General features: G+C 42.9%; 18 protein-coding genes. 2 read left to right on the forward strand and 16 right to left on the reverse strand.

Features of this window, described 5'->3' with window-relative positions; translation table 11 throughout:
- Nucleotides 1-31 precede the first annotated feature (31 nt).
- Complete coding sequence (locus TY87_RS00715; RefSeq protein ID WP_100185630.1) at nt 32-1,015, forward strand: aldose epimerase family protein; 984 nt, start codon at nt 32-34, stop codon at nt 1,013-1,015.
- Nucleotides 1,016-1,108: 93 nt separating this feature from the next.
- On the opposite strand, the gene TY87_RS00720 is transcribed toward TY87_RS00715, so the two are convergent.
- The 16 genes from TY87_RS00720 to TY87_RS00785 form a co-directional block, all read right to left on the reverse strand.
- On the reverse strand, nt 1,109-2,197 hold the full coding sequence (locus tag TY87_RS00720) for an ABC transporter substrate-binding protein (protein ID WP_100185631.1): 1,089 nt from the start codon (nt 2,195-2,197) through the stop codon (nt 1,109-1,111).
- Between the two features lie 213 nt (nt 2,198-2,410).
- A complete protein-coding gene (locus TY87_RS00725; RefSeq protein WP_100185744.1) occupies nt 2,411-4,378 on the reverse strand; it encodes a methyl-accepting chemotaxis protein in 1,968 nt (655 codons plus the stop codon).
- Nucleotides 4,379-4,795: 417 nt separating this feature from the next.
- Nucleotides 4,796-5,026: a hypothetical protein gene (locus TY87_RS00730; RefSeq protein WP_072840481.1), complete on the reverse strand. Its 231-nt coding sequence runs from the start codon at nt 5,024-5,026 to the stop codon at nt 4,796-4,798.
- A 74-nt stretch (nt 5,027-5,100) separates the two neighbouring features.
- Nucleotides 5,101-5,877: an electron transfer flavoprotein subunit beta gene (gene etfB, locus TY87_RS00735; protein ID WP_100185632.1), complete on the reverse strand. Its 777-nt coding sequence runs from the start codon at nt 5,875-5,877 to the stop codon at nt 5,101-5,103.
- Nucleotides 5,867-7,153 carry an electron transfer flavoprotein subunit alpha gene (gene etfA / locus TY87_RS00740; protein WP_100185633.1) on the reverse strand — a complete coding sequence of 429 codons (1,287 nt, stop codon included), beginning with the start codon at nt 7,151-7,153 and terminating at the stop codon, nt 5,867-5,869. Before etfA ends, etfB begins: the two co-directional genes overlap by 11 nt.
- On the reverse strand, nt 7,153-9,078 hold the full coding sequence (locus tag TY87_RS00745) for a (Fe-S)-binding protein (protein ID WP_100185634.1): 1,926 nt from the start codon (nt 9,076-9,078) through the stop codon (nt 7,153-7,155). The genes etfA and TY87_RS00745 overlap by 1 nt, the downstream gene beginning before the upstream one ends.
- Before the next feature lie 12 nt (nt 9,079-9,090).
- Complete coding sequence (gene dgcA / locus TY87_RS00750; RefSeq protein WP_072840477.1) at nt 9,091-11,157, reverse strand: dimethylglycine demethylation protein DgcA; 2,067 nt, start codon at nt 11,155-11,157, stop codon at nt 9,091-9,093.
- 69 nt (nt 11,158-11,226) lie between these two features.
- On the reverse strand, nt 11,227-11,772 hold the full coding sequence (locus TY87_RS00755) for a DUF5943 domain-containing protein (RefSeq protein ID WP_072840476.1): 546 nt from the start codon (nt 11,770-11,772) through the stop codon (nt 11,227-11,229).
- A 67-nt stretch (nt 11,773-11,839) separates the two neighbouring features.
- A complete protein-coding gene (locus TY87_RS00760) occupies nt 11,840-12,817 on the reverse strand; it encodes a dipeptidase (RefSeq protein WP_100185635.1) in 978 nt (325 codons plus the stop codon).
- An 806-nt stretch (nt 12,818-13,623) separates the two neighbouring features.
- Nucleotides 13,624-14,319, reverse strand: coding sequence for a VC0807 family protein (locus TY87_RS00765; protein WP_100185636.1), 696 nt, complete (start codon nt 14,317-14,319; stop codon nt 13,624-13,626).
- Between the two features lie 285 nt (nt 14,320-14,604).
- Nucleotides 14,605-14,811 carry a hypothetical protein gene (locus TY87_RS22685; protein ID WP_157789856.1) on the reverse strand — a complete coding sequence of 69 codons (207 nt, stop codon included), beginning with the start codon at nt 14,809-14,811 and terminating at the stop codon, nt 14,605-14,607.
- Between the two features lie 18 nt (nt 14,812-14,829).
- Nucleotides 14,830-15,174 carry a hypothetical protein gene (locus TY87_RS00770; protein WP_100185637.1) on the reverse strand — a complete coding sequence of 115 codons (345 nt, stop codon included), beginning with the start codon at nt 15,172-15,174 and terminating at the stop codon, nt 14,830-14,832.
- Between the two features lie 167 nt (nt 15,175-15,341).
- On the reverse strand, nt 15,342-16,337 hold the full coding sequence (locus TY87_RS00775) for a 5'-nucleotidase (protein WP_100185638.1): 996 nt from the start codon (nt 16,335-16,337) through the stop codon (nt 15,342-15,344).
- Nucleotides 16,338-16,499: 162 nt separating this feature from the next.
- Entirely contained in the window at nt 16,500-16,661 is a 162-nt protein-coding gene (locus tag TY87_RS22575) for a type II toxin-antitoxin system ParD family antitoxin (RefSeq protein WP_198432013.1), read from the reverse strand.
- 173 nt (nt 16,662-16,834) lie between these two features.
- Entirely contained in the window at nt 16,835-18,022 is a 1,188-nt protein-coding gene (thrS, locus tag TY87_RS00780) for a threonine--tRNA ligase (RefSeq protein WP_100185639.1), read from the reverse strand.
- 391 nt (nt 18,023-18,413) lie between these two features.
- Nucleotides 18,414-20,618 carry a GGDEF domain-containing protein gene (locus TY87_RS00785; RefSeq protein ID WP_157789857.1) on the reverse strand — a complete coding sequence of 735 codons (2,205 nt, stop codon included), beginning with the start codon at nt 20,616-20,618 and terminating at the stop codon, nt 18,414-18,416.
- Nucleotides 20,619-20,988: 370 nt separating this feature from the next.
- On the opposite strand from TY87_RS00785, the gene TY87_RS00790 reads away from it, so the two are divergent.
- Nucleotides 20,989-21,795, forward strand: a complete 807-nt coding sequence (locus TY87_RS00790) for a M48 family metallopeptidase (protein ID WP_100185641.1) — start codon at nt 20,989-20,991, stop codon at nt 21,793-21,795.
- Nucleotides 21,796-21,961 lie beyond the last annotated feature (166 nt).

The raw sequence follows: 21,961 nt of genomic DNA on the forward strand, positions 1-21,961 counted from the left end.
CGGCTCCCGTTTATTTGAAAAGGATACTTCCGTGAATCTCGCTCCAGATTTAAACCAAGTTCAATGTGTCACGCTACAAAACGCTCAACTCAAAGTGTCTATTTTGACACTGGGCGCTAGCATTCAATCCGTTTATCTAAATGGCTATGAGCATTCTTTAGTATTAGGCTCGCCAAAGCTGACCGATTACCTTCAGGGTGCAAAATACTTTGGTGCGGTAGTCGGACGAGTTGCAAACCGAACTAACAAAGGTCATGCCGTGATTGGCGGTAAAACCTACCAATTACCACCTACTCTGCCAGAAGCTCACCACTTACACGGTGGTCCTGATGGAACAGGCAGCAAAAACTGGTCAATCATCGAACAAACTGACAACATGGTTCAGCTACAAACTACACTTGCTGACGGCGAAATGGGCTATCCAGGTAACATGGTTGTGGATGTATTTTATCGTTTGCTCGATAGCACATTGGAAATGGAAATTACCGCCACTACAGACAAGCTGACAATTTGTAATTTTGCCGGTCACAGCTACGTTAATCTTGACGGCAAAGGCTCTATTTTAGACCATCAACTAAGTATCAAAGCGGATCATTATTTACCTGTTGATGCAGGGCTCATTCCAACAGGAGAAGTCACGCCAACGGCTGGCAGCGCGTTTGATTTTCATCAGCTTCGCACCATCGGTCGTGAAGACTATCCTGAACTGGATACCAACTTCTGCCTATCTCTTGCCAGTAATCGCCCATTACAAACGGTAGCGACTCTGAAAGGCCCAATCACTGGCCTCACATTAAATTATCAGACCACAGAACCGGGCCTACAAGTTTACGACGGCCGTCATATTCGACTAGACGCAGAATCGAATATTAACCAAGGCGCATTAACTGCCTATGCAGGTCTTGCTCTTGAAGCACAACATTGGCCGGATGCGATTAACCAGTCTCACTTTCCACCAATATTACTTGCACCAGAAGATACTTACCGACAAGTTACACGTTATGCATTCAAGTAACTACTGAGTTGAGCCGACATAAAACGAAAAAGGGCTTTCTACAAAAAATGTAGAAAGCCCTTTTTTCAATACAAAATTTTTCAATACAAGAAATTAATTTTCTAACGACACCATAAAAGTGCCTTCAGGCGTCACTGGCAAATATTTCTTATAAAAATCTAAATAGGCTTGCTCAGGATTCAAATCGGAGAATAAATCTGGATACATAGCTTTTGCGTAAAACTCGAACATCGCGGCATCTAAAATGGTGCGGCATGCGCCATGATAAGCTCCGTACAAACGATTGTTTTTTACTGCCGAAATTGAAGACCAACCCAAGCGTTTTTTGTAACCTTCTAAACGTTTACGAGCCTCTGCTTTATCAATGCCCTGCCCCATGATCATAGAATCAAGGACTGCGCCTGTTTCATACCCTGTGATAACAATAACATCAGGATTCGAAGCAATCACTTGCTCAGGGTTTAACTTACCCCACCATTCAACAAATGGCGCAGAGATATTATCGCCACCTGCCATAGTAGAAATGGCTCCCCACATGTTTTTACCAAAGGTAAAACCAAGCTCCTGCACGCCGGAAGCACCAAACTCAGTATACACTTTTGGTTCTGGCAAATTCGCATCAGCTAGACGTTTACTAATGGTCTCGACGGTTTTTTTATACTCGGCTACGATAGTTGCGGCACGTTTTTCTTGTCCTGTAATCACACCAATTATCTCAGTGCTTTTAACATGACGTTCTACTGTTTGCGCATTGTAATCCACAACAATCACTTTGATACCAGCACTTTCGAGGCGCTCGATATCCGTTCCTAAGGCTTTATATTGCCAATCTGCTAACATCAACACATCAGGGTTCAAGCCAATCACTTTTTCTACCGAAAAAGTTTGCGTGTCTACACGACCAATGGCCGGAATGTCTTGTAAAGATGGACGATGCTTAACATACATTTCCCAGTTAGCCGAACGAGCTTCCCAAATATACCTAGACATACCAACAACCTTGTCGTAAGCGGCTTCCGTGCCAATTGCCATATAGTCTTCAGGATAAAACCCGACAATAACACGTTGAGCTGGCGCATTAAATGTGACATCACGACCAAGGACATCCTTCACCGTTACTTCACCAGCCCAGCTTGCACTCATAAAAAGAGTGAACAGAAGCATTACAAACGACTTAACCATGCTTACACCTTCATTAGTAAATTTGTTCGGTATGATAATCGTTATCACTATATTTTAAAATCAATTCTCTAGTATTTTTACTTATGTGCTAAGTAAATTAATTAGACTATGAATTAGTGCTTAAAAAACCATACTAAAAGCCTAAGAAGATAGACGAAAAAAAGACCACTAAAAAGTGGCCTTTAATCGCTAACTATATCCATAACTCTCGGTTTATTCTGTACGGAATCGAACAACCATTGAATGCAGTTCTTTGCTCAACTGATCCTGTTTCTTACAAAGATCCGCAACATCCCCAGATATACTTGAAACACGATGCGCCGCATCACTAATAGCGCCAATGTTTTCGTTAACACCCTCTGTTACCGCACGCTGTTCTTCAGCAGAAGCCGCCGTTTGCATCGTCATATCACGCATTTGCTTCACAACTTCTTCAATTTGTTCAAAAGAATTAAGCGCCTTATCTGACAGACTAATGGCATTTTCAGATTCCGCTAAACTCGTCACCATAGACTCTGACGCTTGCTTGGTTCTACTAGCAAGCAGCCCCAAAATATTGCTAATTTGTTCTGTAGATTCTTGTGTACGTCCTGCAAGTGTTCGTACTTCGTCAGCCACTACCGCAAAACCTCGGCCTTGTTCACCGGCACGAGCCGCTTCAATAGCCGCGTTCAAGGCCAACAAGTTAGTTTGCTCAGCAATTGCCTGTATGGTTGATAGAATCTGATTAATATTAGTGGTTTCTTTTTGCAACTCAGTAATGATTTGATTCGAATCTTTTAAACGAGCACCTAAACGATTCACGCCTTCAGCACTGCTCTTAAGAAGATTTTTACCCGCGATAGTAGTTTCTAAACCTTTCTCAGAAAACTGAGCAGAATTAGCACAACTTTCAGCAGCTTCATTAGACGCAATCAGCATTTGCTGCCCTGCTTCTGCGATTAACTCAATAGACTGCAATTGATCTGTAGCAGACTGCGCGACTTCGTTCGCTTTAGCTGATGTTTCTGCAGCAATCTTATCGATCTGTATACCTGAGTGCTTAATACCAAGAATGAGTTTACGAGTTGATTCAATAAACTGATTAAACCAGTTAGACAATGTACCTGTTTCATCATTGGTTTTAATGTCAATTTTCGAAGTTAAATCCCCTTCGCCTTCGGCTAGAATACGCAAATGATCCGAAACAGACTCAATCGGAGTAATTAAGCTTTTCGCCATCAAATAAGCAATAAAACCAAAAACGAGTAATAACAAGATGCAAACAACGACCGTTGTTTGAATTAACTCAACAGTACTAGAGTAAATTTCAGTTGCTGGCATTAGACCAACAAACTTCCATTTTAAATTAGGAGAAGTATATACATCAGCATAATAATCTTCGCCATCTAGCTTAAAGTTAATCAAACCAGAAGAGGTTTGAGCGATTTTTTGATACGCATCACCCGTTACCTCACTGATTTTCTTGAAGTTATTATCTGCATGAAGTGCATCAACCAAAATAGTACCGGTATTTTCAATAACCATGATACTACCAGAGTTACCCAGCTTAGTTTTATTCGCCATTTCAGTTAAGGTTTTGATCGATACATCAACCGCAACGACACCGCCAATACTATTACCTTTTTTGTAAGTCCGTACCGCAGACACATAAACCGCATCATCAGGCTCCCAGTAATAGGCATCACGTAAAGCGACCTTACCAGGTGTTTCCATAGCTCTTGTATACCAACCACGTTGCTTCGGATGCCATTCAGCGTATTCATAGGTCCCCGGCCATTCTAAATAACCATCACTATCATCACCCATATAAACATAAACATAGTTGGGATTGTTTTTACCAATCGCCTCAAACATATTGAATACATCGGCTTCACGACCACCGTTTTGTTCAGCAATTTTACTCGGTGCTTTTCCTTTAGATTCAAAATAAGTCGTTAATGGTTTTGCATCAGAGACCGTCACAGGGTCACTGTCAGCAATAAAACCAACAACATATTTGATATCATTTACAAATTGATCAAAGGATTTTTCAACGGCACCAAGCGTTTGCCCGCTATTTTTTGAAAAATTCTTCAATGCTTGGTCTGACGCTAGATAGGCAGTTATTGAACTGACAACTAAGACGGGCAACACGGTGGCAATTGAAAAAGCAATCAACAACTTCGTTTTGATTTTCATAGAATTTACCCAAATATTATAATAGCCATATGGATCCAAGAAGGAATTTCTTTATAAATTCACTAGCTGGTAATCAACATTAACTCATAGACTGAAAATGATTATTAATAACCCAAAAACATCATTATTGATGATATTTTATAAAAGACCACAACCAGATACATTTATTCCTTACCACTACTTTATTATCCATATACATCGATAAAATACTGCATTATAGGCGTATAAACCATAGAAAATTTCAAAATGTAACGATTATGAAAAGAGTATAGAAAAAATCTATTTTAGAGAGATAAAGCTTATGAAAAAGAGGAGGATGAAAATCTTATTATGAAGTAATAAAACTCATACAAGCTTATTACTTCATAACTAAAATTTATTGATAGACATGAAGCTTATATTTCAAAAAAGCTAATGTTAACCAAATGCAGCCATGACAGTAGAGACTTCTGGCAAAACAGTCGTGTTGTCTTTTTGCATTTCGGTACAAAGATCTTTTACGAACGGAGTTTGCTCTGGATATGACTGCAACCAAGACAGCACAGCGGACTGTACTTGTGCCAAACTTTGCTCTTGAGTAACGGGCGCTCCTAACGCGATGAGTCTTTCTTTAAAATCGACTTCGTCGACCAAATCTACAATCATCATATTGCATACCTATAAACAAACAATTTGTTCAATCAATAACCAATGGGACATATAGCTTATACCTAAATGAGCACTTAGCGAACCACTTTCTCTTCTAATAAAAGATCAAAGATAGCTTGTGCTTTCTCTGCCGCTGTTTCGTCCTTCATTATTTTACCACCTCCGCCAACTGGTTTCGCTGTCGCTGCTTTCATTCGATCTGCAGCAGTCTTTGCTTTCACTACTTTTAAACGTTTAGGACGAGGTTTGGCTATGTTGATTTGCCATTGGCTCGCAGCTTCATCAACAACTCTTTCTAAGATCAGCACTTTAAAATCAGCTCTCAGTCCTGGACCAAATGCCGTTTGCCGTGCCTCTTGCGCTGCATTGTCAACACTGGCAATAAAAGGTAATTTGACTATCACCGCACGGCGTTGACCACGGGGCAAGGCTAAAAGCACTTCAGCTTCCCCCTCTTTTATATTCAATATTTCTGCCACACGAGGCACTAAAGGCCAACCTAATTGCTCGGCCAATAAATACGGCAACATTCCAGACGACTCGCCGCTTTCTGCGCGAACGCCAGTGAGCACCACATCAATATGCTTGTCCTTTAAAAATGAGACAAGCGCAGGCAGAGCATCACAATCACTCTCTTGTGCCAATACGGTTAACGAAGGTAATCCCATTCCTGCGTATTGTCGGAGAACAGGCTCTTGTGCATTACCAGCGTGAACTACAGTTAATGTGTTACCAGCAAGATTTAAGCCTAACTCTACCGCCCGTCCATCTTGTTCAGCACGACGAGCACGACCTGATTGAGGATGACGCCCTACCGAAACCAAAGAAACCACATTGATATTAGGCAGCATCGCTTTTCTCCTCTTGGCTTTTAGATAAGGAATATTGCTGAGCAAGCTTAGTAAGTTCTTCTAATATGGCTTCGCTATCGGCAATCACCGCCAAATCGGCACGCTTCACCATGTCACAACCAGCATCTGTATTAATAGCAACCACCTTATCGCACTGCCCGATACCCTGCATGTGTTGAATTGCACCAGAAATACCCACCGCCAAATATACCCGAGCGGTAACCCAAGTCCCCGACGCGCCCACTTGACGAGACCTAGGCATAAAGCCATCATCAACCGCAACACGGCTGGCCCCCTCGGTCGCGCCAAGTGCGGCTGCTGCCGAATGGAATTGATCCCAATTATGAATACCATTACCTGCTGACAAAATAAACTCCGCCTCTGCCAAAGGTACAGCGTTAGAGTCCACCTCGATTTGCCCTTTATCAAGCAAGCAAGAACCCGATGGAACAACAAACTCTTCCGACAAATCTAGCGGTAAAACCTGATGCCGAGTATCTTCGATAGCATTCGCGCACTCTTCCATGAGCATTAAAATACGTGGAGTTTCTCGTCGAATGTCCTGACTACCTGATGCACCACGACTCACGGTAGTTGATGCAGTCACTAGCCATGCTTGCGCAGCGGGTCGTTCACCCAATTTAGCAGCTAAACGACTCGCTAAATCACTTCCGCCATGAACACTATCTGGAAATAGCCAATGTTCTGGTCGATACTGAGTTTCGATCTGTATCAAGGCAGCCACTCTCACTTCTGGCGCGAAACCTTCAAACTCGTCAGCCGATAAATGAATCAAGCGATCCACACCCGCCAAATCAAACTGAGTTTCTTTGCTCTCGCCAAAGCACACCAAAACGACCGCTGTGTTCTGATTTCCTTCAGTCACTAGCTGATGAGCCAAGCCCAGAATATCTTTGTCATGACTGGTCAAACGTCCACCGATCATATCCGCCACCACCATGATGTAAGCATCTGGCTTGTCGACGATATGCAACGGCAGCTGTGTTTCTTTCGCTTCGCCAGACCGTTTTTTACTATTAAGTCCTGCAGAATACAGGTTCGCCCTATCAATACGCTTAATGCCATTCGGGCCAATAAAGCCAATAACATGAGGATTCTTACGCAACAAACCCGATGGTCCACGAATTTCACCTTGTCCGGCAGAAACCACACTACTATGCAAAGGATGCAAACGATTTCGAGCAATCCACTCAGTTCTTGGATCTCTGCGTAGCAGGTTATCTAAAGAGCTGTCTTTTGAAGAAAAATGACTCATCAGTGTGTCTCCTCAATTGACTGCCTATCAATTAACTGACCTGCCAAAATTTCTGCAATATCTTTTACAACGGGTCTTGGTTCTACCACGCCTTCCAACATAGCAGTACATTGTTGGCAACCTACAGCCACCATATCTGCACCTGTACTGATAACGTCTTCCATGCGCATATCAGCAATACGACGTTCGCCAGGAATGTCAGTTATTGGCGCGCCACCGCCGCCGCCACAACACCGTGAGCGATAACCAGAGCGTTCCATTTCAGCCACTTCAATTCCCAAACTCGCCAACAGCTCACGAGGCGCTTCGTACTCGCCGTTATAACGTCCCAAATAACAAGGATCGTGATAAGTCACCTTGCCGCCTTTGAAGGTATCCAGCTGCAAACGGCCATCTTTCACTAACTGATTTAGGAAAGTCGTATGGTGTAAAACTTCTACGTTCTGTAGAGCATCAGAGCCAAAATCACCGTATTCATTTTTCAAACAATGGAAGGCATGAGGATCAGTCGTCACAATCTTGTTGAACTGATATTTCGACAAGGTCGCTAAGTTACGTTTTGCTAAGCTTTGGAAAGTAGCGTCATCGCCTAAACGACGGGCAACGTCGCCACTGTCTAATTCTTCATCTCCCAAAATAGCGACATCAACATTGGCGGCTTTCATCAACTTCACAAATGCTCGAAGAATCCGCTGGCTGCGCATATCAAAAGCACCGTCAGACACCCAAAACAATACATCCGCTTGTTTCACATCTTTCATCAGATTCAAGTTTTGATCCGCAGCCCAATGGGTTCGGCTCGCTGGCGAGTAACCATTCGGATTATCCGTAGCGATTATGTTTTCGAGTACTTGCGCGCCTTTGTTCGGCGTGTCGCCTTTTTCCAGTGTCAAGAAACGGCGCATATCGACGATGGCATCCACGTGCTCGATCATCATTGGGCACTCTTCCACACAAGCTCGGCAAGTAGTACACGACCAAAGCGTATCTGGATGGATCAAACCGTCAGTAATGATTTGATTCGGCGCGCCTTTCGCATTGCCTACTTCAACATTAGGGTAAGGGCTGCCAGCATAGTTTTCGTCTGTGCCACCCGCAAAACCCACCACCATATCTTGAATAAGCTTTTTAGGGTTCAATGGCTGACCCGCAGCAAACGCAGGACAAACCGCTTCGCAACGACCACATTGCACACAAGCATCAAAACCTAATAACTGATTCCATTTAAAATCCGTTGGTTTCGCCACACCATGTGACGTTTCACCTAAAACAGCAGGTTTTAAACCAGTAGAACGTCCACCACCAAAGCGCTCTGGACGACGATGAAGGGCAAGGTGTAACGCACCCGCAAAAGCGTGCTTCATCGGCCCGCCCCACGTCATGCCAAACAGCATTTCACTGAGACTCATTAAGATCAAAGCTGACAAGACTAAAGTAAGCAGCCAACCACCAAAGCCCTCCGGTAGCACACCAGCAGCAGGCAAGGTCAGCACAAAAAAGGTGATCGAAAAGGTCAGCAAGCTTTTAGGCAAGCGCATCCACGGCCCTTTAGAAAGGCGCGAAGGCGGATTCAAACGACGCTTATAAACGAAAAGTGCACCGCAAAACATCATAACCAAAGCCGCTAATAACGCCCACGCCAGAATCTTGCTATCGATGCCAAACAGGTGAACAAACACCACCAGCACCATCGCCAATACAAAACCGCCGCCCGTCGCCACGTGGGTGCGAGATATATACTTATCCCGATCAACCACGTGATGAAGGTCATGCAGATAGCGTTTCGGCATTGCCAGCAAGCCCGCTAGAATATCGACTTTTTCAGCCTGCCCTGCACGCCATAAGTTCATACGGCGAACTGCACCAATTCCGGCGAGCACAAGCAGAACACCTATCAAAGTTGGAGGTAACCAATCAAGCATCATGATCTATTACTCCTACAAATCCTTGCAGAGGCGCAAAGCGTCATACATTGCGGCGTGAACATTACGCTGCGACACACCATCACCCAAACGCCACAAGATCATGCCTTCACCATTCTGATCATTCAGAACTGGTTGAGGTTTCACATCGAACAACGCTTCGTTATCAATCTGCCCTTTATTGCGCGAACTGGCTTTCAAAGCGTAATACAAGTCTTCATTCGGACGAGTGCCGTTTTCGACGACTACCTGATCCACCACACGCTCTTCTTTTTGTGCTGTGTATTCATTCTCAAGCACAGCGACCAGCTTGCCGTCTTCTCGGTAGACTTTGTCGAGCAACATGTCCGAGGTCATAATGACTTCTTTCTCGTACAAGGAACGGTAATAGGTCGGGAAAGTTGTGCCACCAATGCCGACACCGGGTTTGATATCGTCTGTTACCAATTCCACTAATGAACCTTTGGAAGCCAAGTAATCCGCCGCCGACATGCCAGAGAATTCGCAAATCGTGTCGTAAACCAAGACGTTTTTACCCGGTTCGACCTTACCGCTGAGAATATCCCAAGTGGACACCACCAAACCTTCTGCTGCGCCCCATTCTGGATTTTGCTCCAAGAAAGGACGACCACCCATGGCCAAAATACAAATATCTGGATTGAGTTCTTTAATCATCTCTTCGCTGGCGGCGGTGCCTAAACGCACCTCCACACCCAAACGCTCAATTTCCATGACCAACCAACGAGTGATACCGGCGATTTGATCACGCTGTGGCGCTTTGGCTGCTAACACCAATTGCCCACCAAGCTCGTCTGCTTTGTCGATCAAGGTCACTTTATGACCTCGTTCTGCGGCAACACGAGCGGCTTCTAATCCTCCTGGGCCACCGCCAACCACAACAACATTGCGAATTACACCTGTGGTTTTTTCAATGATATGTGGCAACCCCATGTATTCACGAGATGTCGCGACGTTTTGAATGCACAAGACATCCAAGCCTTGATACTGACGGTCGATACAATAGTTCGCGCCAACACACTGACGGATTTGATCGACCTGATCCATTTTGATCTTGGCGATAAAATGCGGATCAGCCATGTGAGCACGAGTCATACCAACAAAGTCCACATAACCGGCTTCTATAATACGTTTGGCTTGGTTCGGATCCTTGATGTTTTGTGCATGAATAACAGGCACTTTCACCACTTCTTTGATGCCCGCCGCTAAATATAAGAAAGGCTCTGGTGGATAGCTCATGTTTGGAATCACGTTTGCCAAAGTATTGTGCGTGTCGCAACCAGAACCCACAACACCAAAATAATCCAACATATTTGTCGCATCGTAATACTGAGCAATCTTTTTCATTTCTTCGTGGCCTAAGCCATCAGGATGAAATTCATCACCTGTGATACGCATACCAACAGCAAAATCAGGCCCAACTTCAGCGCGCACGGCTTTTAATACTTCCATGCCGAACTTCATGCGACCTTCAAAGGTGCCGCCCCATTCGTCGGTGCGTTTGTTAACTCGTGGCGACCAGAACTGATCGATCAAATGTTGATGAACCGCAGACAACTCCACGCCATCCAAACCACCTTCTTTGGCACGACGCGCTGCTTGGGCGAAATCACCAATGATGCGCCACATTTCTTCAACTTCGATAGTTTTGCAAGTCGCACGGTGAACAGGCTCACGAATACCAGAAGGCGACATCAGGTTTGGCCAATTTTCACCATCCCAACGAGAACGACGTCCCATGTGAGTAATTTGAATCATGATCTTGCCGCCGTGCTTATGCACCGCATCTGCAAGATTTTGGAAATGAGGAATAATACGATCAGTCGATAAATTGACTGAACTCCACCAGCTTTGTGGACTATCAATAGACACCACACTGGAACCACCGCAAATACACAGGCCACAACCGCCTTTGGCTTTTTCTTCGTAATACTTCACATAGCGGTCTGTCGTCATGCCGCCATCAGTAGCATACACCTCAGCATGAGCCGTACTGACAATACGATTGCGGATGGTTAATTTATTAATGTTAAGTGGCTCGAACAACGCATCATACTGGGACATAGTAACCCTGCCTAAAAAACTACAGACTGAAAAACAAATAACGACGTTACGAATGCAATAGTCGTAACCCTATAAAGGAGTGACTTGGAAATAACCGACGTCAACACCCTCTTCCGCAGCACTTTGGGTTTGAATCGCTTTAGTTCGAGTCGCCAACCCCTTGCTTTCTAAGATCTGATCCAACGCGCCAGCAAACCAACCCGTAAACATATAATCCACCTTACGGTTAACTTTCTTACCGTGGATTTTTTCGTAGTGATAAACAAAGGCCGAGTTTTCCAAGCGCACTTTTGCCGTGCCTTTTTCGATGTCTAATTCTTCGGTAATAAAAAAGCCCCAACCGCGCTGCGATAGGCGTTTCAAATAATGGTGCCAAATCTCCTCGCCATAAATACCATGGCATTCGGACTCTTGTTCACACCAAAAATACGCTGACTTATAACCCGCTTTATAAAGGATCTCGGCATAACGCTCGGCACCAATCTCGTCTTCAATCCCCATGTGGTTATTAACAAAGAAGTGACGCGGCACATACAGCATTGGCAGCGCATCCGTCGTCCAAACACCCGTTTCATCATCAACAACAATTGGCATTTCTGGCGCATGAGAACTCATATCTAATTCCTTTAATTCTTTTCGTTAAGATCAAATACTGCAAAGCGTTACGAGCATAGTCGATTGACTATTCCCCCCAGACTTCCTGCAAAAGGTTCACCCAATTCTCACCCATAATCTTCACCACCTGACGTTCACTAAAACCATGCTTCAACAAGGCTTCGGTCAAATTAGGGAAGTCGCCAACGGTGCGCATACCAAGTGGATTAATAATCTCGCCAAAGCGCGTTAGACGGCGGGCATAACCTTTGTCGTGGGTTAGGTATTCGAAGAAGTCGTAACCGTGACCTTGAGTAAAGTCAGTGCCGATACCAATCGCATCTTCACCAACAATGTTGTAGATGTATTGAATCGCTTCCACGTAATCGTCAATAGTCGCGTTAATACCAGCTTTTAAGAAAGGAGCGAACATGGTGACGCCGACAAAACCGCCGTTGTCGGCAATAAACTTAAGCTCTTCGTCGGTGCGGTTACGTGGGTGTTCTTTCAAACCCGCAGGCAAACAATGGGAATACGCCACAGGCTTTTTCGATTCGATGATGACTTCTTTCGCGGTATTTGGCCCAACGTGAGATAAATCACACAACATACCAACACGGTTCATCTCTGCCACAATCTCACGACCATAGCCAGACAAACCACCGTCGCGTTCATAACAGCCCGTGCCAACCAAATTTTGCGTGTTGTAGCACATCTGCACAATGCCCACGCCAAGGTCTTTAAAAATCTGAACGTATCCAATTTGATCTTCAAACGCATGGGCATTTTGAAAGCCCATCATGACGCCGGTTTTGCCTTCGGCTTTAGCGCGGTGAATGTCTTTCGTCGTGTAAACCTTAGTCAGCAAATCACTGTGAGCTTCGATCAGCTGATTCATCTCAACCACATTGCGAATCGTACCTTCGAAGTTTTCCCAAAACGACACAGTGCAATTCGCTGCAGTCAGCTTGCCCTTTGCCATGTCTTCGAATAACTCGCGATTCCACTTCGCACAAATCAAACCGTCAATAATAATGGACTTGTCGTGTAGCTCTGCTGCGTTCATTGTTTTTCCTTACCTGTTGGGTAAAACATCAATGGACTCAGTGTAATTTTTAGCTACAAGTGGGAGGTGGCTGGAAACGACTAGAGGTAGACTAAAAGCGACTAACCGTCTTTGGGTTATCTATGCGGGTTCCATTCAAACGCTTTGTATTCATGACCTTTATTCCGCTCTGCTGAGCGTGTAACTTTTTGCTAGCGCCCAAAAAGTAACCAAAAATTCGCTTTAAGATCTTTAATGCCTGATTTTCTTCATAGGCGCATAATTGTTACCTACGCTTGTTATATCGTAAGGCATAGATTATTTTTGGTGTGATGAGGAAGGGTATTTTTAACTGACTCTGAAACTCCATAAAGTCGCGCAACGCTGTTGCGTCGAACTAACTTCATCGGGATTTCAAGCGCAGAGGGTAACGCTTACTAATCACTAGATCCCTTCCCCTTTTGTTTTCAAGGGGAAGGCGGAGGATGGGGTTAATCTCTTTTGATCGTTTGAGACTGTATTGACCGGATGCTCGAAATACTAAGGGATCGAATCCCTTTTTGATCACAGCCCAACAAGACGTAATTTGTTGTGCTAAAGTTTTTTGTCGGCATAAATGCCGACCTACAAGTGATTGGTTTGTATTGGTTTTTGTAGGTCGCGGCTTTAGCCCGACAACGTAGACTAAGAGATCAGGGATGGTTGGGGTCAGATCAAGAAATAGTTTTCTTTGATGAACTAAAAGAACCAAAAACACCTATAGATCAGCGAAAGTTGCCGATAATGTTTAACCTATTTTTGCTCTGACCCCAACCTTAGGGGCTGTGTTATTTCTTGACGATTAAGTCTTCGAGTTTCAATCCGGTGGCTTTTTGGATGCTGCGCCATAGGTAGTAAAATATCGCCATTAGCATGATCATCGATGGAATGGCGATCATTGGGTAGCTATATAACGTCATTTGCCCTAGTTCTTCATTAAAGGCTTCGGTTCCCGCTGGGCTGGTGACGATCCATTTAGCCAAGACGTAATTCATTGTCGCTGAGAAGGCAAAAGAGCCAGCAATAAAGTACGTGGCTTTCATTAAGCGGTTTTCAAACATTGTGGTGCTGTTGTTCTCTTCCAGCTTTTGCTTGATAGTATCAACGTCCATGATCGCAGCGTTGAAGAACATCGCTCGTACCAATGGATAAGGCGTAAAAGTCGAGATCAAAACCGCAATACCGATAATCGCTGGAATAGCGGCTTCTTTTATCGCCAGCCATTTATTGTCCAACTCAAACAAGCCAATACTGCCCGTCAGCAACACACTCACCAAACCTAACAAGGCAATGAAGTTGAACTTTCGATACTTCACTAACTCAAAAAGCCCCCAACCAAGAGGAAACGCCAGCGCGGCAATTAAACCACCTGTCGTACCTAACTTATCTTCACCACTCAACTTCATTAAAATTAACGATGGCAAGATAACACTAACAATAAGGTCAACCATCGGACGTGGCTTGTGTGTAGGATAGCTATTCATAATTTTCAGGTTCCAACTTAAGTTCAAATTCTAATGGCGACTATCATAAAGGAAAAATACGCATGGAAGTGAATAGACAGTGATTTTTGGCAGAAGTGCCAGAGGTTTTGTGGATTTCATCCTTCTTTGGTTCCATTCGAATGCTTTGTATTCCCGACCTTTATTCCGCCCCGCTGGGCGTGTGACTTTTGCCAAACGATGCAAACGTTCCCTTAAAAGAAAAGCAAAAAATCTTTTATCGGGCTTTCAGCCCAAACGTTTCATTCACTCTGTTTAGCGTTAAGCTTAGCAAGACGATGTTTTTCGTAAGGCATAGAATGCTGTTGATGCTCTTAAGAAGGGTATTTTTAACTGACTCTGAAACTCCATAAAGTCGCGCACATCAGCGGCCGAAACAGAGCGAAGAGGCGTTAAGCCCATCCCAGCCCGCATGTTTTTCGAACGAATACTGCGCTGTGTTAACTTTCTTGATTGCAAGCCAGCTGTAGACAAGATAACTCACACTCTTTTCTACAACCCTTTAATTAAATCTTGAATAGTATCAGGCTCAAAAAATTTCTTGTTGATCTCACCATCCACTATAAATCCTTCGCTCAACAACTCACCCAATTTTCTCTCCGCTTCTCTATCGAACATCCCAGGGTAAATTCTTTTGTAGGCATTGAACGTAGCTATCAGCTTGCGGTAAGCTTCGTCTGCCATAGGCATGGAAATGGACTCACCTGAATTGAATACAGGAATGAAAATCTCCAATATATCGTTTTTTAGTTTTTGCTTAAGCTTTCTATGGTCCAATATTTTAGAAAACAACAAACCTAAAAGAAATGTCAGAATTCCAGGAATCCAGCCATTCATAAGCCCATTAAGCGATATCTTCCACCAAACTATGTCATTAACAAAAAAAATCCATTACACCTACTCGTAACTAAAACTATAAGCAATACTGACTCGGGCTACTTAACAAAAGATAACTAACATGTTATCCATCATAAAATGGACACATTCTTGCTAGCTTTTTCTTATCAATCTTCTTTGTGGTTTTGTTTCATAGCTCTATCTTCAATCAATTTTTTTAAAGGGGAGTTACTCGGATATAAAACCTTAGCACAAGGAATATCAAGGGCTGCAGGATCAAGATGAGAATCTTGATCGTCAAAGAAAATATGCGGTTTAAAAGCTTTTAAAAAACGACTCTTTTCAAGACCTCCTAAGAAAAATGCTTGATCTATATAAACATTCCATGCTCTTAGTGTTTTTATTACTCTCATTTCAGCTGGGCTATTTCTAGCAGTCATTATCGCCAATTTAACAGGCGAGTACTCAATTCGGCCAGGTAAACGCTCCTGAACTTTTGATAATTTTTTTAATAAATTAGCGTAAGGTCCCTCTAATAGAGGTATATCTTGATCTTCATCTTCTGTGGACCAAAATTTACCTAATCCTTCAGTTTGATTAACAATTTCACTTGCCTCATTAAATAAAACAGCATCTGCATCAAATGCAAACCTTACTTGTTTTTCATCAAGAGAATGAACATCCTTCGGAGGGGCTTTGACTAATGCCGAAGCACAAACCTTACTATCTATAACATCCTGAGCGTCTTCTTCATTTGTGGTTAAAAATAGATCTACATAAAAAGCCTCCAAATAACTGGAGCTTTTTTCACCAGCTAAGAAAGCAGATCGAGTAATTGGTAATTTACGTCTTCGAATTTCCTTTAAAACACGAAAGCCTGTTTCTGGGCTATTTCGAGATATAACAACAACTTCAACGATTGGAGCTTCACTCGGATCTGTTAAAAAAGTATTTAAATTTAACAATGCTTTAACAAGAGGCATACCTGTACCAGCCTCCAGCGTATCATTTTCCTTTTCTAACATATATTTTCTATATTCATCAATCGCTGAGTCAGGATCAGATTTTAATTTTTCTTTAAATTTTCTATCCGCTTCTGACAAATCAAAAAGAGCTGTGGCCGATATACCTATAACTAAAGTATCTGATAATTCAACTGGCATAAATAATTCCTTTTACATGTAAAAAGTAAAGCTATTGATGAGGTCTGATTTTTTCATATTCTAACAGTATAAACCTTGGAAACGACGAAAAAACTCAAATACAAAAATCATTAAAGGCTAAATGAAAGCAAATGATTTTAAAAACTAGAAATTAAGTAACACCTAAAATTCGCCATCCATTTCTTTCATCAATCCATCATAGCTGTACTCGACCTCACCGCTGTCGATTCCTTCTTGAATAAGGCTGCGAAGTGTTTGCAGTTTTGTCTCGTCAATGTTTTGCTGATCATTACTGCCATTGCTAGTTTTTGTATCTTTGTCCATTTATCTCTCCTGAGTTTACGAATGTTCATCATTATTTTAACCAAGTCCAAGTATAGTAAGTGACCACAACAAACATTTCGATACTACTCCAGCTCTAATCAACCCCAATAACGAAAAAAGCCGCCAATTGCTTGGCGGCCTATCTGGTTTCGCAGGTCATGGTGCTCTCCTTTTTATCTTAGGTTTTGCTTGGATTTTAGAAAGGAAATCAGTTCTTCCTTGTTGATCATTTCAATGTGTTTGCCTCTGCGGATTGTGAGTTTTCCCGCTTGGGCTTCTTGCTCTCCTATTATGATAATGTTAGGGATTTTGAGTTCAAAGCTGCGTTTTATTTTGCGGCCAACGGAGTGATCGCCAAATTCACACAGGACGTTTATATCTTGTTGCTCTAGATCTGCTCGTATCAGATTGGCGTAGTCTAAAACAGAGTCATTAACAGAAACTAATGCGACGGGTTGCGGATTTATCCATTCGGGCAATACACCTTGCGACACTTCGAGCAGTATGCCGATCCAGCGTTCTATCGAGCCATAAACGGCTTGATGTAGGATAATCGGTTGTTCCGCTTTGCCCTGTTCATTGTCGAATTCTAATTCGAAACGATCTGGTAAGTTGAAGTCCAATTGTATTGTTCCGCACTGCCAAATTCGCCCCATGGCATCTTGTAATGCCAGTTCAATTTTTGGCCCATAAAACGCGCCTTCACCAATTTGAATGTCAAAAGGAACACTTTCTGCCTGACAGGCTTCTTCAAGAATTTCTTCCGCACGTCGCCACGATGCATCGTCACCTAATGCTTGCTCTGGTTGAGTAGAGATTTTGACTTCTAGAGCTTGGTAGCCGTAGTCGTTATAAATTTGTTTTGCTCGTTGAAGAAACTGGCCGACTTCATGTTTCACCTGAGACCACGCGCAAAAAACATGGGCATCATCCTGAGTAAACTGCCGCAATCTTAGGCAACCATTTAATGAGCCGGATGATTCATTGCGATGCACTAAACCAAATTCAAATAGCTTCAGAGGTAAGTCTCGATAGCTGTGTACGCCGCGTTTATACATGAGTATATGAGCAGGACAAGACATGGGTTTTAAGGCGTATTCTTGGTCGCCATTTTGCTCGCCACCAAAGAACATATCTTGAGCGTACATATCCATATGACCCGATATGTGCCATAGCTCTTTTTTCATTAACTGAGGTGTACGCACTTCTTTAAAGCCATATTGACGATAACAGCGTCGCATGTGCTCTTGTATATTTTGAAACAAATGCCAGCCATTTGGATGCCAAAATAACATCCCCGGTGCTTGTTGCTCTGAATGGAATAAATCGAGCTGTTCCGCGAGTTCGCGATGAGTTTTCATATCTTTCTCCTAATGAAAGATTTTTAGTAAAAAACTCTGAGCGAACAACAAGAAATAGACATAAAAAAGCCCTCTGGCGATTCGCTCAGAGGGCTTTTTTAATCAAATAGCAGCTACCCTCCAAACAACCTTGTGGTCGTGGTGGTAGAGGTGCTGTATTGGAAAAAATTTAATAAAGAGTTCATGGGAATATTTTTATCACTTAAAACCTTTTCTGACAATGGCTAAATAAAAGATAGGGCTAAGAAACTAAACCCAATATCCATTTGCTTCTAACAACAGTCCTTTTCTATAAAGGCTGCTATATCCAACAGTTCACGCATTTTTTCAAGGCGGTTTGATGATGATGTTATGGTAGGCGTTTGTACTAGCTTACTGAAAATCGCTCGCTCTACTTTGCCGTCACGCGAATACAGTTGCGGCCACTTTCTTTGGCTTGATACAAGGCAGAGTCTGTTTGTTGAAATAATTGTCGCGGATCTGACGTTAGCTCTGGCCAGCTTGAGATGCCAATGGATATGGTGATATTTTCGAGCAAATTTCCTTCATATTCTATCTGAGTTTTTTCAACAGCAGCTATTAATTGCTCGGCTTTGCGCAAGCAGTTTTCACTTGTGACTCTGGGCATAACAACGACAAACTCTTCTCCCCCCAAACGACAAACAATATCACCTTCATGGAAAAAGTGACTCAGTAAGCTAGCGAGGGTTTTCAGTGCTTCGTCACCGGCAGGATGACCATAGGTGTCGTTGAATTTTTTAAAGTAATCGATATCGCATATCAGTAGAGACAACGCTTCTTGATTTTTTTCAGCAGATACAATTTCACATTCCATAACCTCAGAGAAAAAGCGGCGATTTTTTAACCCTGTGAGCTCGTCTTCATAGGAAAAGCGTTGCAGTTCCTCACGTAGGGCTATATTTGCTAAGGTAATGTTGATTTTTTCTATGGCTCGCTTTAGCAATTTCATAAAGTGCAAAGTGGTATAACCATTAAGTTCCTCTGTTACCAGCACTTGCAGCATCGCGACGTAACGAACAGAACCTTGCTGATTAACGATTCTAAAAGGAAAGAACCCCTTCTCGTTATTAAACTTAGGCTTGATCAGAGCGGTAATATCAAAGAAAGGAGCGTCTATGACATCTCCCCAGCTGTGAACATTTCGCCATTCATCTGTAACCGCAATGCTAAATACACCAGAAAAAGGCGCACAAAGTGCTTCGATGTTATTGGCTATCTTTTCAATTCCTACTTCTAGTGTATGGCAGCTTTCAAGTTCAAAGATAATATCACTGACAATTTCAAGTTTTTCTTGCTGAAATAACAAACCATTAGCGCGTAATGCTTCTTGCTTTACCATAATGCTCAGCTGCTCGGTACGCTCAATGACTTTAGACTCTAATGATATATTCAGCTTCGCTAATCTTCTTTGAGTAGATAAATAATGGTTAAAAGACAAACCAATGATCGCTACAGAAAATAGCAGCGCACCACTAGAAACAGGAACAGAACTCCATGATATCCAATTATGTGCAACCGCCATATCAAGCATCATTACAGAGCAAAAACCAAAGTAAGCCAGAATAAGTAATTTTTGCTCCAGACGAACACGGTTAAACACCAATAGAACAAAAACTACCAGCAGGAGTAACGTCACGATAAACATGCCATCAAATGCTGGATAAAGCTGAGTAAGATGAAGGAGGCCAGACACGCTTCCAATTGCTGCTAACAACAAAAACACAAAATGAGCACGCCAGAGCCACTGAAAATGACGAACCTCTAAACCGGCATCTGATAACCACTCAGCCAACAACATAAACATTGGAATTGGGAGTAAAAAATACGCGTACGCACCGATATAGTTCCAAAGTAAGGGTTGATCCCAAATGAGCTTCATAGCTGGAATGTCTCCCAACACTAGTCCCGCTGCCGCAAGAGAAAAGAGACATACATTCAGAAATTGGCGACGCTGACCTTTTAACATGGCAAAAATAGCCGCCATTAACGCAATAAAAATGGTCACGCCAGCGACTATAAAACCTTGCAATGACTCTTCGATAATTTGTTTCAGGGCATCAACTCGCTCGGTGAGCTTTCGCTCTCCCCAAAAGCCAATATTTATATAATTTGAATACACCCGAAAATAGAGTGTTTTGCCCGCAAAATTCTCAGGCAGAGTAATCATGTGCCAAGGCCAACCAGCAAATACACCTACACCATTCTGATCTAACTGACCATGTTTATAAATAAGCTCACCATCCAAATACACTTCAGCCAATAAATCTATACTGGACGCGTAAAATACAGGATCTCTATAAACATGTTGCGGAAGTTTTATACGAAACCAAACATTATCGTGAGCACTACGAGCAGGTGGATCGGCAGGAAAAGCAATGGGTTGCCAATCAGCTAGGCTATTTTGTTGCGTCCATAAGGGAACACCATCAGAATTAAACGCAGAGTCTCCCCACGCATATTCCCAACCGTCACCTAAATTCATATCCTGCGCAGATACGTTTGCCGGCAAGCACAATAATGCTGTAGCAAAAAACAACGAAATAAAATAAAAAAATGCAGTCTGTAATTGCTTCAAGATATTACTCAACCAAAGCTTATATTAAGGGAACGAAATGCATCCTATGCATCTCAATACTTCAGTCACTTTCCTTTCATTAACAATATGCTCTTCCCCTTGGCATATTTACATCCTAACTCAAAGTAGATCTTGGTATTGTAAAGAATCGTTTACAATTCTAAGTGAGTCTTCAATAAAGCAGCAGAACAATTTAAAACGCATTTTAAGAACGTCATGTTAGATCCTACATGACGCTACCCACTACTTGCCCTAGTCCTGACAAAACCTTTAACAAACTAAATCCCATATCTATTTGCTTCTAACAAAAACCCTTCTCTATAATGACATCCATATCCAACAGTCCAGCAGTTTTCAAGGCGGTTTTACGATGGTGTTTATAAAGGTTTCTTTTAAGGCCGCGCTGGCGGCGGTGTTAGTTGTGATGGTGGGTTGTAGTTCTTCGCCTACAGGTCGTAAGCAGTTTGCGGTGCTGCCAGACAGTCAAATGAATGAGATGGGTATTCAGTCTTTTACTGAGATGAAGAAGGAAACGCCTGCATCATCGGATGCGAAGTTACGTGAACAGGTACAATGTGTGGCGGATACACTAATTGCGGTGTTACCGGATAAATATCGTAATCAAGATTGGGAAGTTGTGTTGTTTAACGATGAGCAGGTAAACGCGTTTGCTCTGCCAGGCTATAAGGTGGGTGTTTATACTGGCTTATTAAAAGTAGCGGACAATCAATCTCAGTTGGCGGCAGTAGTTGGGCATGAGTTGGCGCACGTGATTGCGCGACACGGTAATGAGCGCGTTTCGACTCAGTTGGCGACTAGCCAAGCTTTGGCGCTAGGGTATCAGTTGAGTGGTGAGGAATCACCAGAGAAAATTGCAATTTTCCAAGCATTGGGGCTTGGTGCGCAGGTCGGTATTATTTTACCTTTCAGCCGTTCGCATGAATCAGAAGCCGATTTACTAGGCTTAGAATACATGGCGGAAGCGGGCTTTGATCCGCGAGAAAGCGTTCAGTTGTGGCGTAATATGAGTGCTGGCGGCGAGAGTAAAACACCTGAGTTGTTGTCGACTCACCCATCAAACTCTAATCGTATTAAAAATTTACAAGCCAATTTGCCAAAAAATCTGCCGATTTATGAAGCCTTGGTTGCGCAGAATAAAGAGGCAAAATGTTACTAAGTCTTAAATCAAGACCTTAAGCTAAAAACCATCAGAGACAAGTTAGAACGTAAAAGTTAATCGCGATTTAACCTGTCTCTGAGACGTTTAAGTGCTAATAAACAGATGTACTGGCCCTTTCCCTTTATTTCCTCCTTTCCAGTAAAAATCCATCAACTTCCCTCTG

The organism is Marinomonas sp. BSi20584 (assembly GCF_002792415.1).
Classification (GTDB): Bacteria; Pseudomonadota; Gammaproteobacteria; order Pseudomonadales; family Marinomonadaceae; genus Marinomonas; species Marinomonas polaris.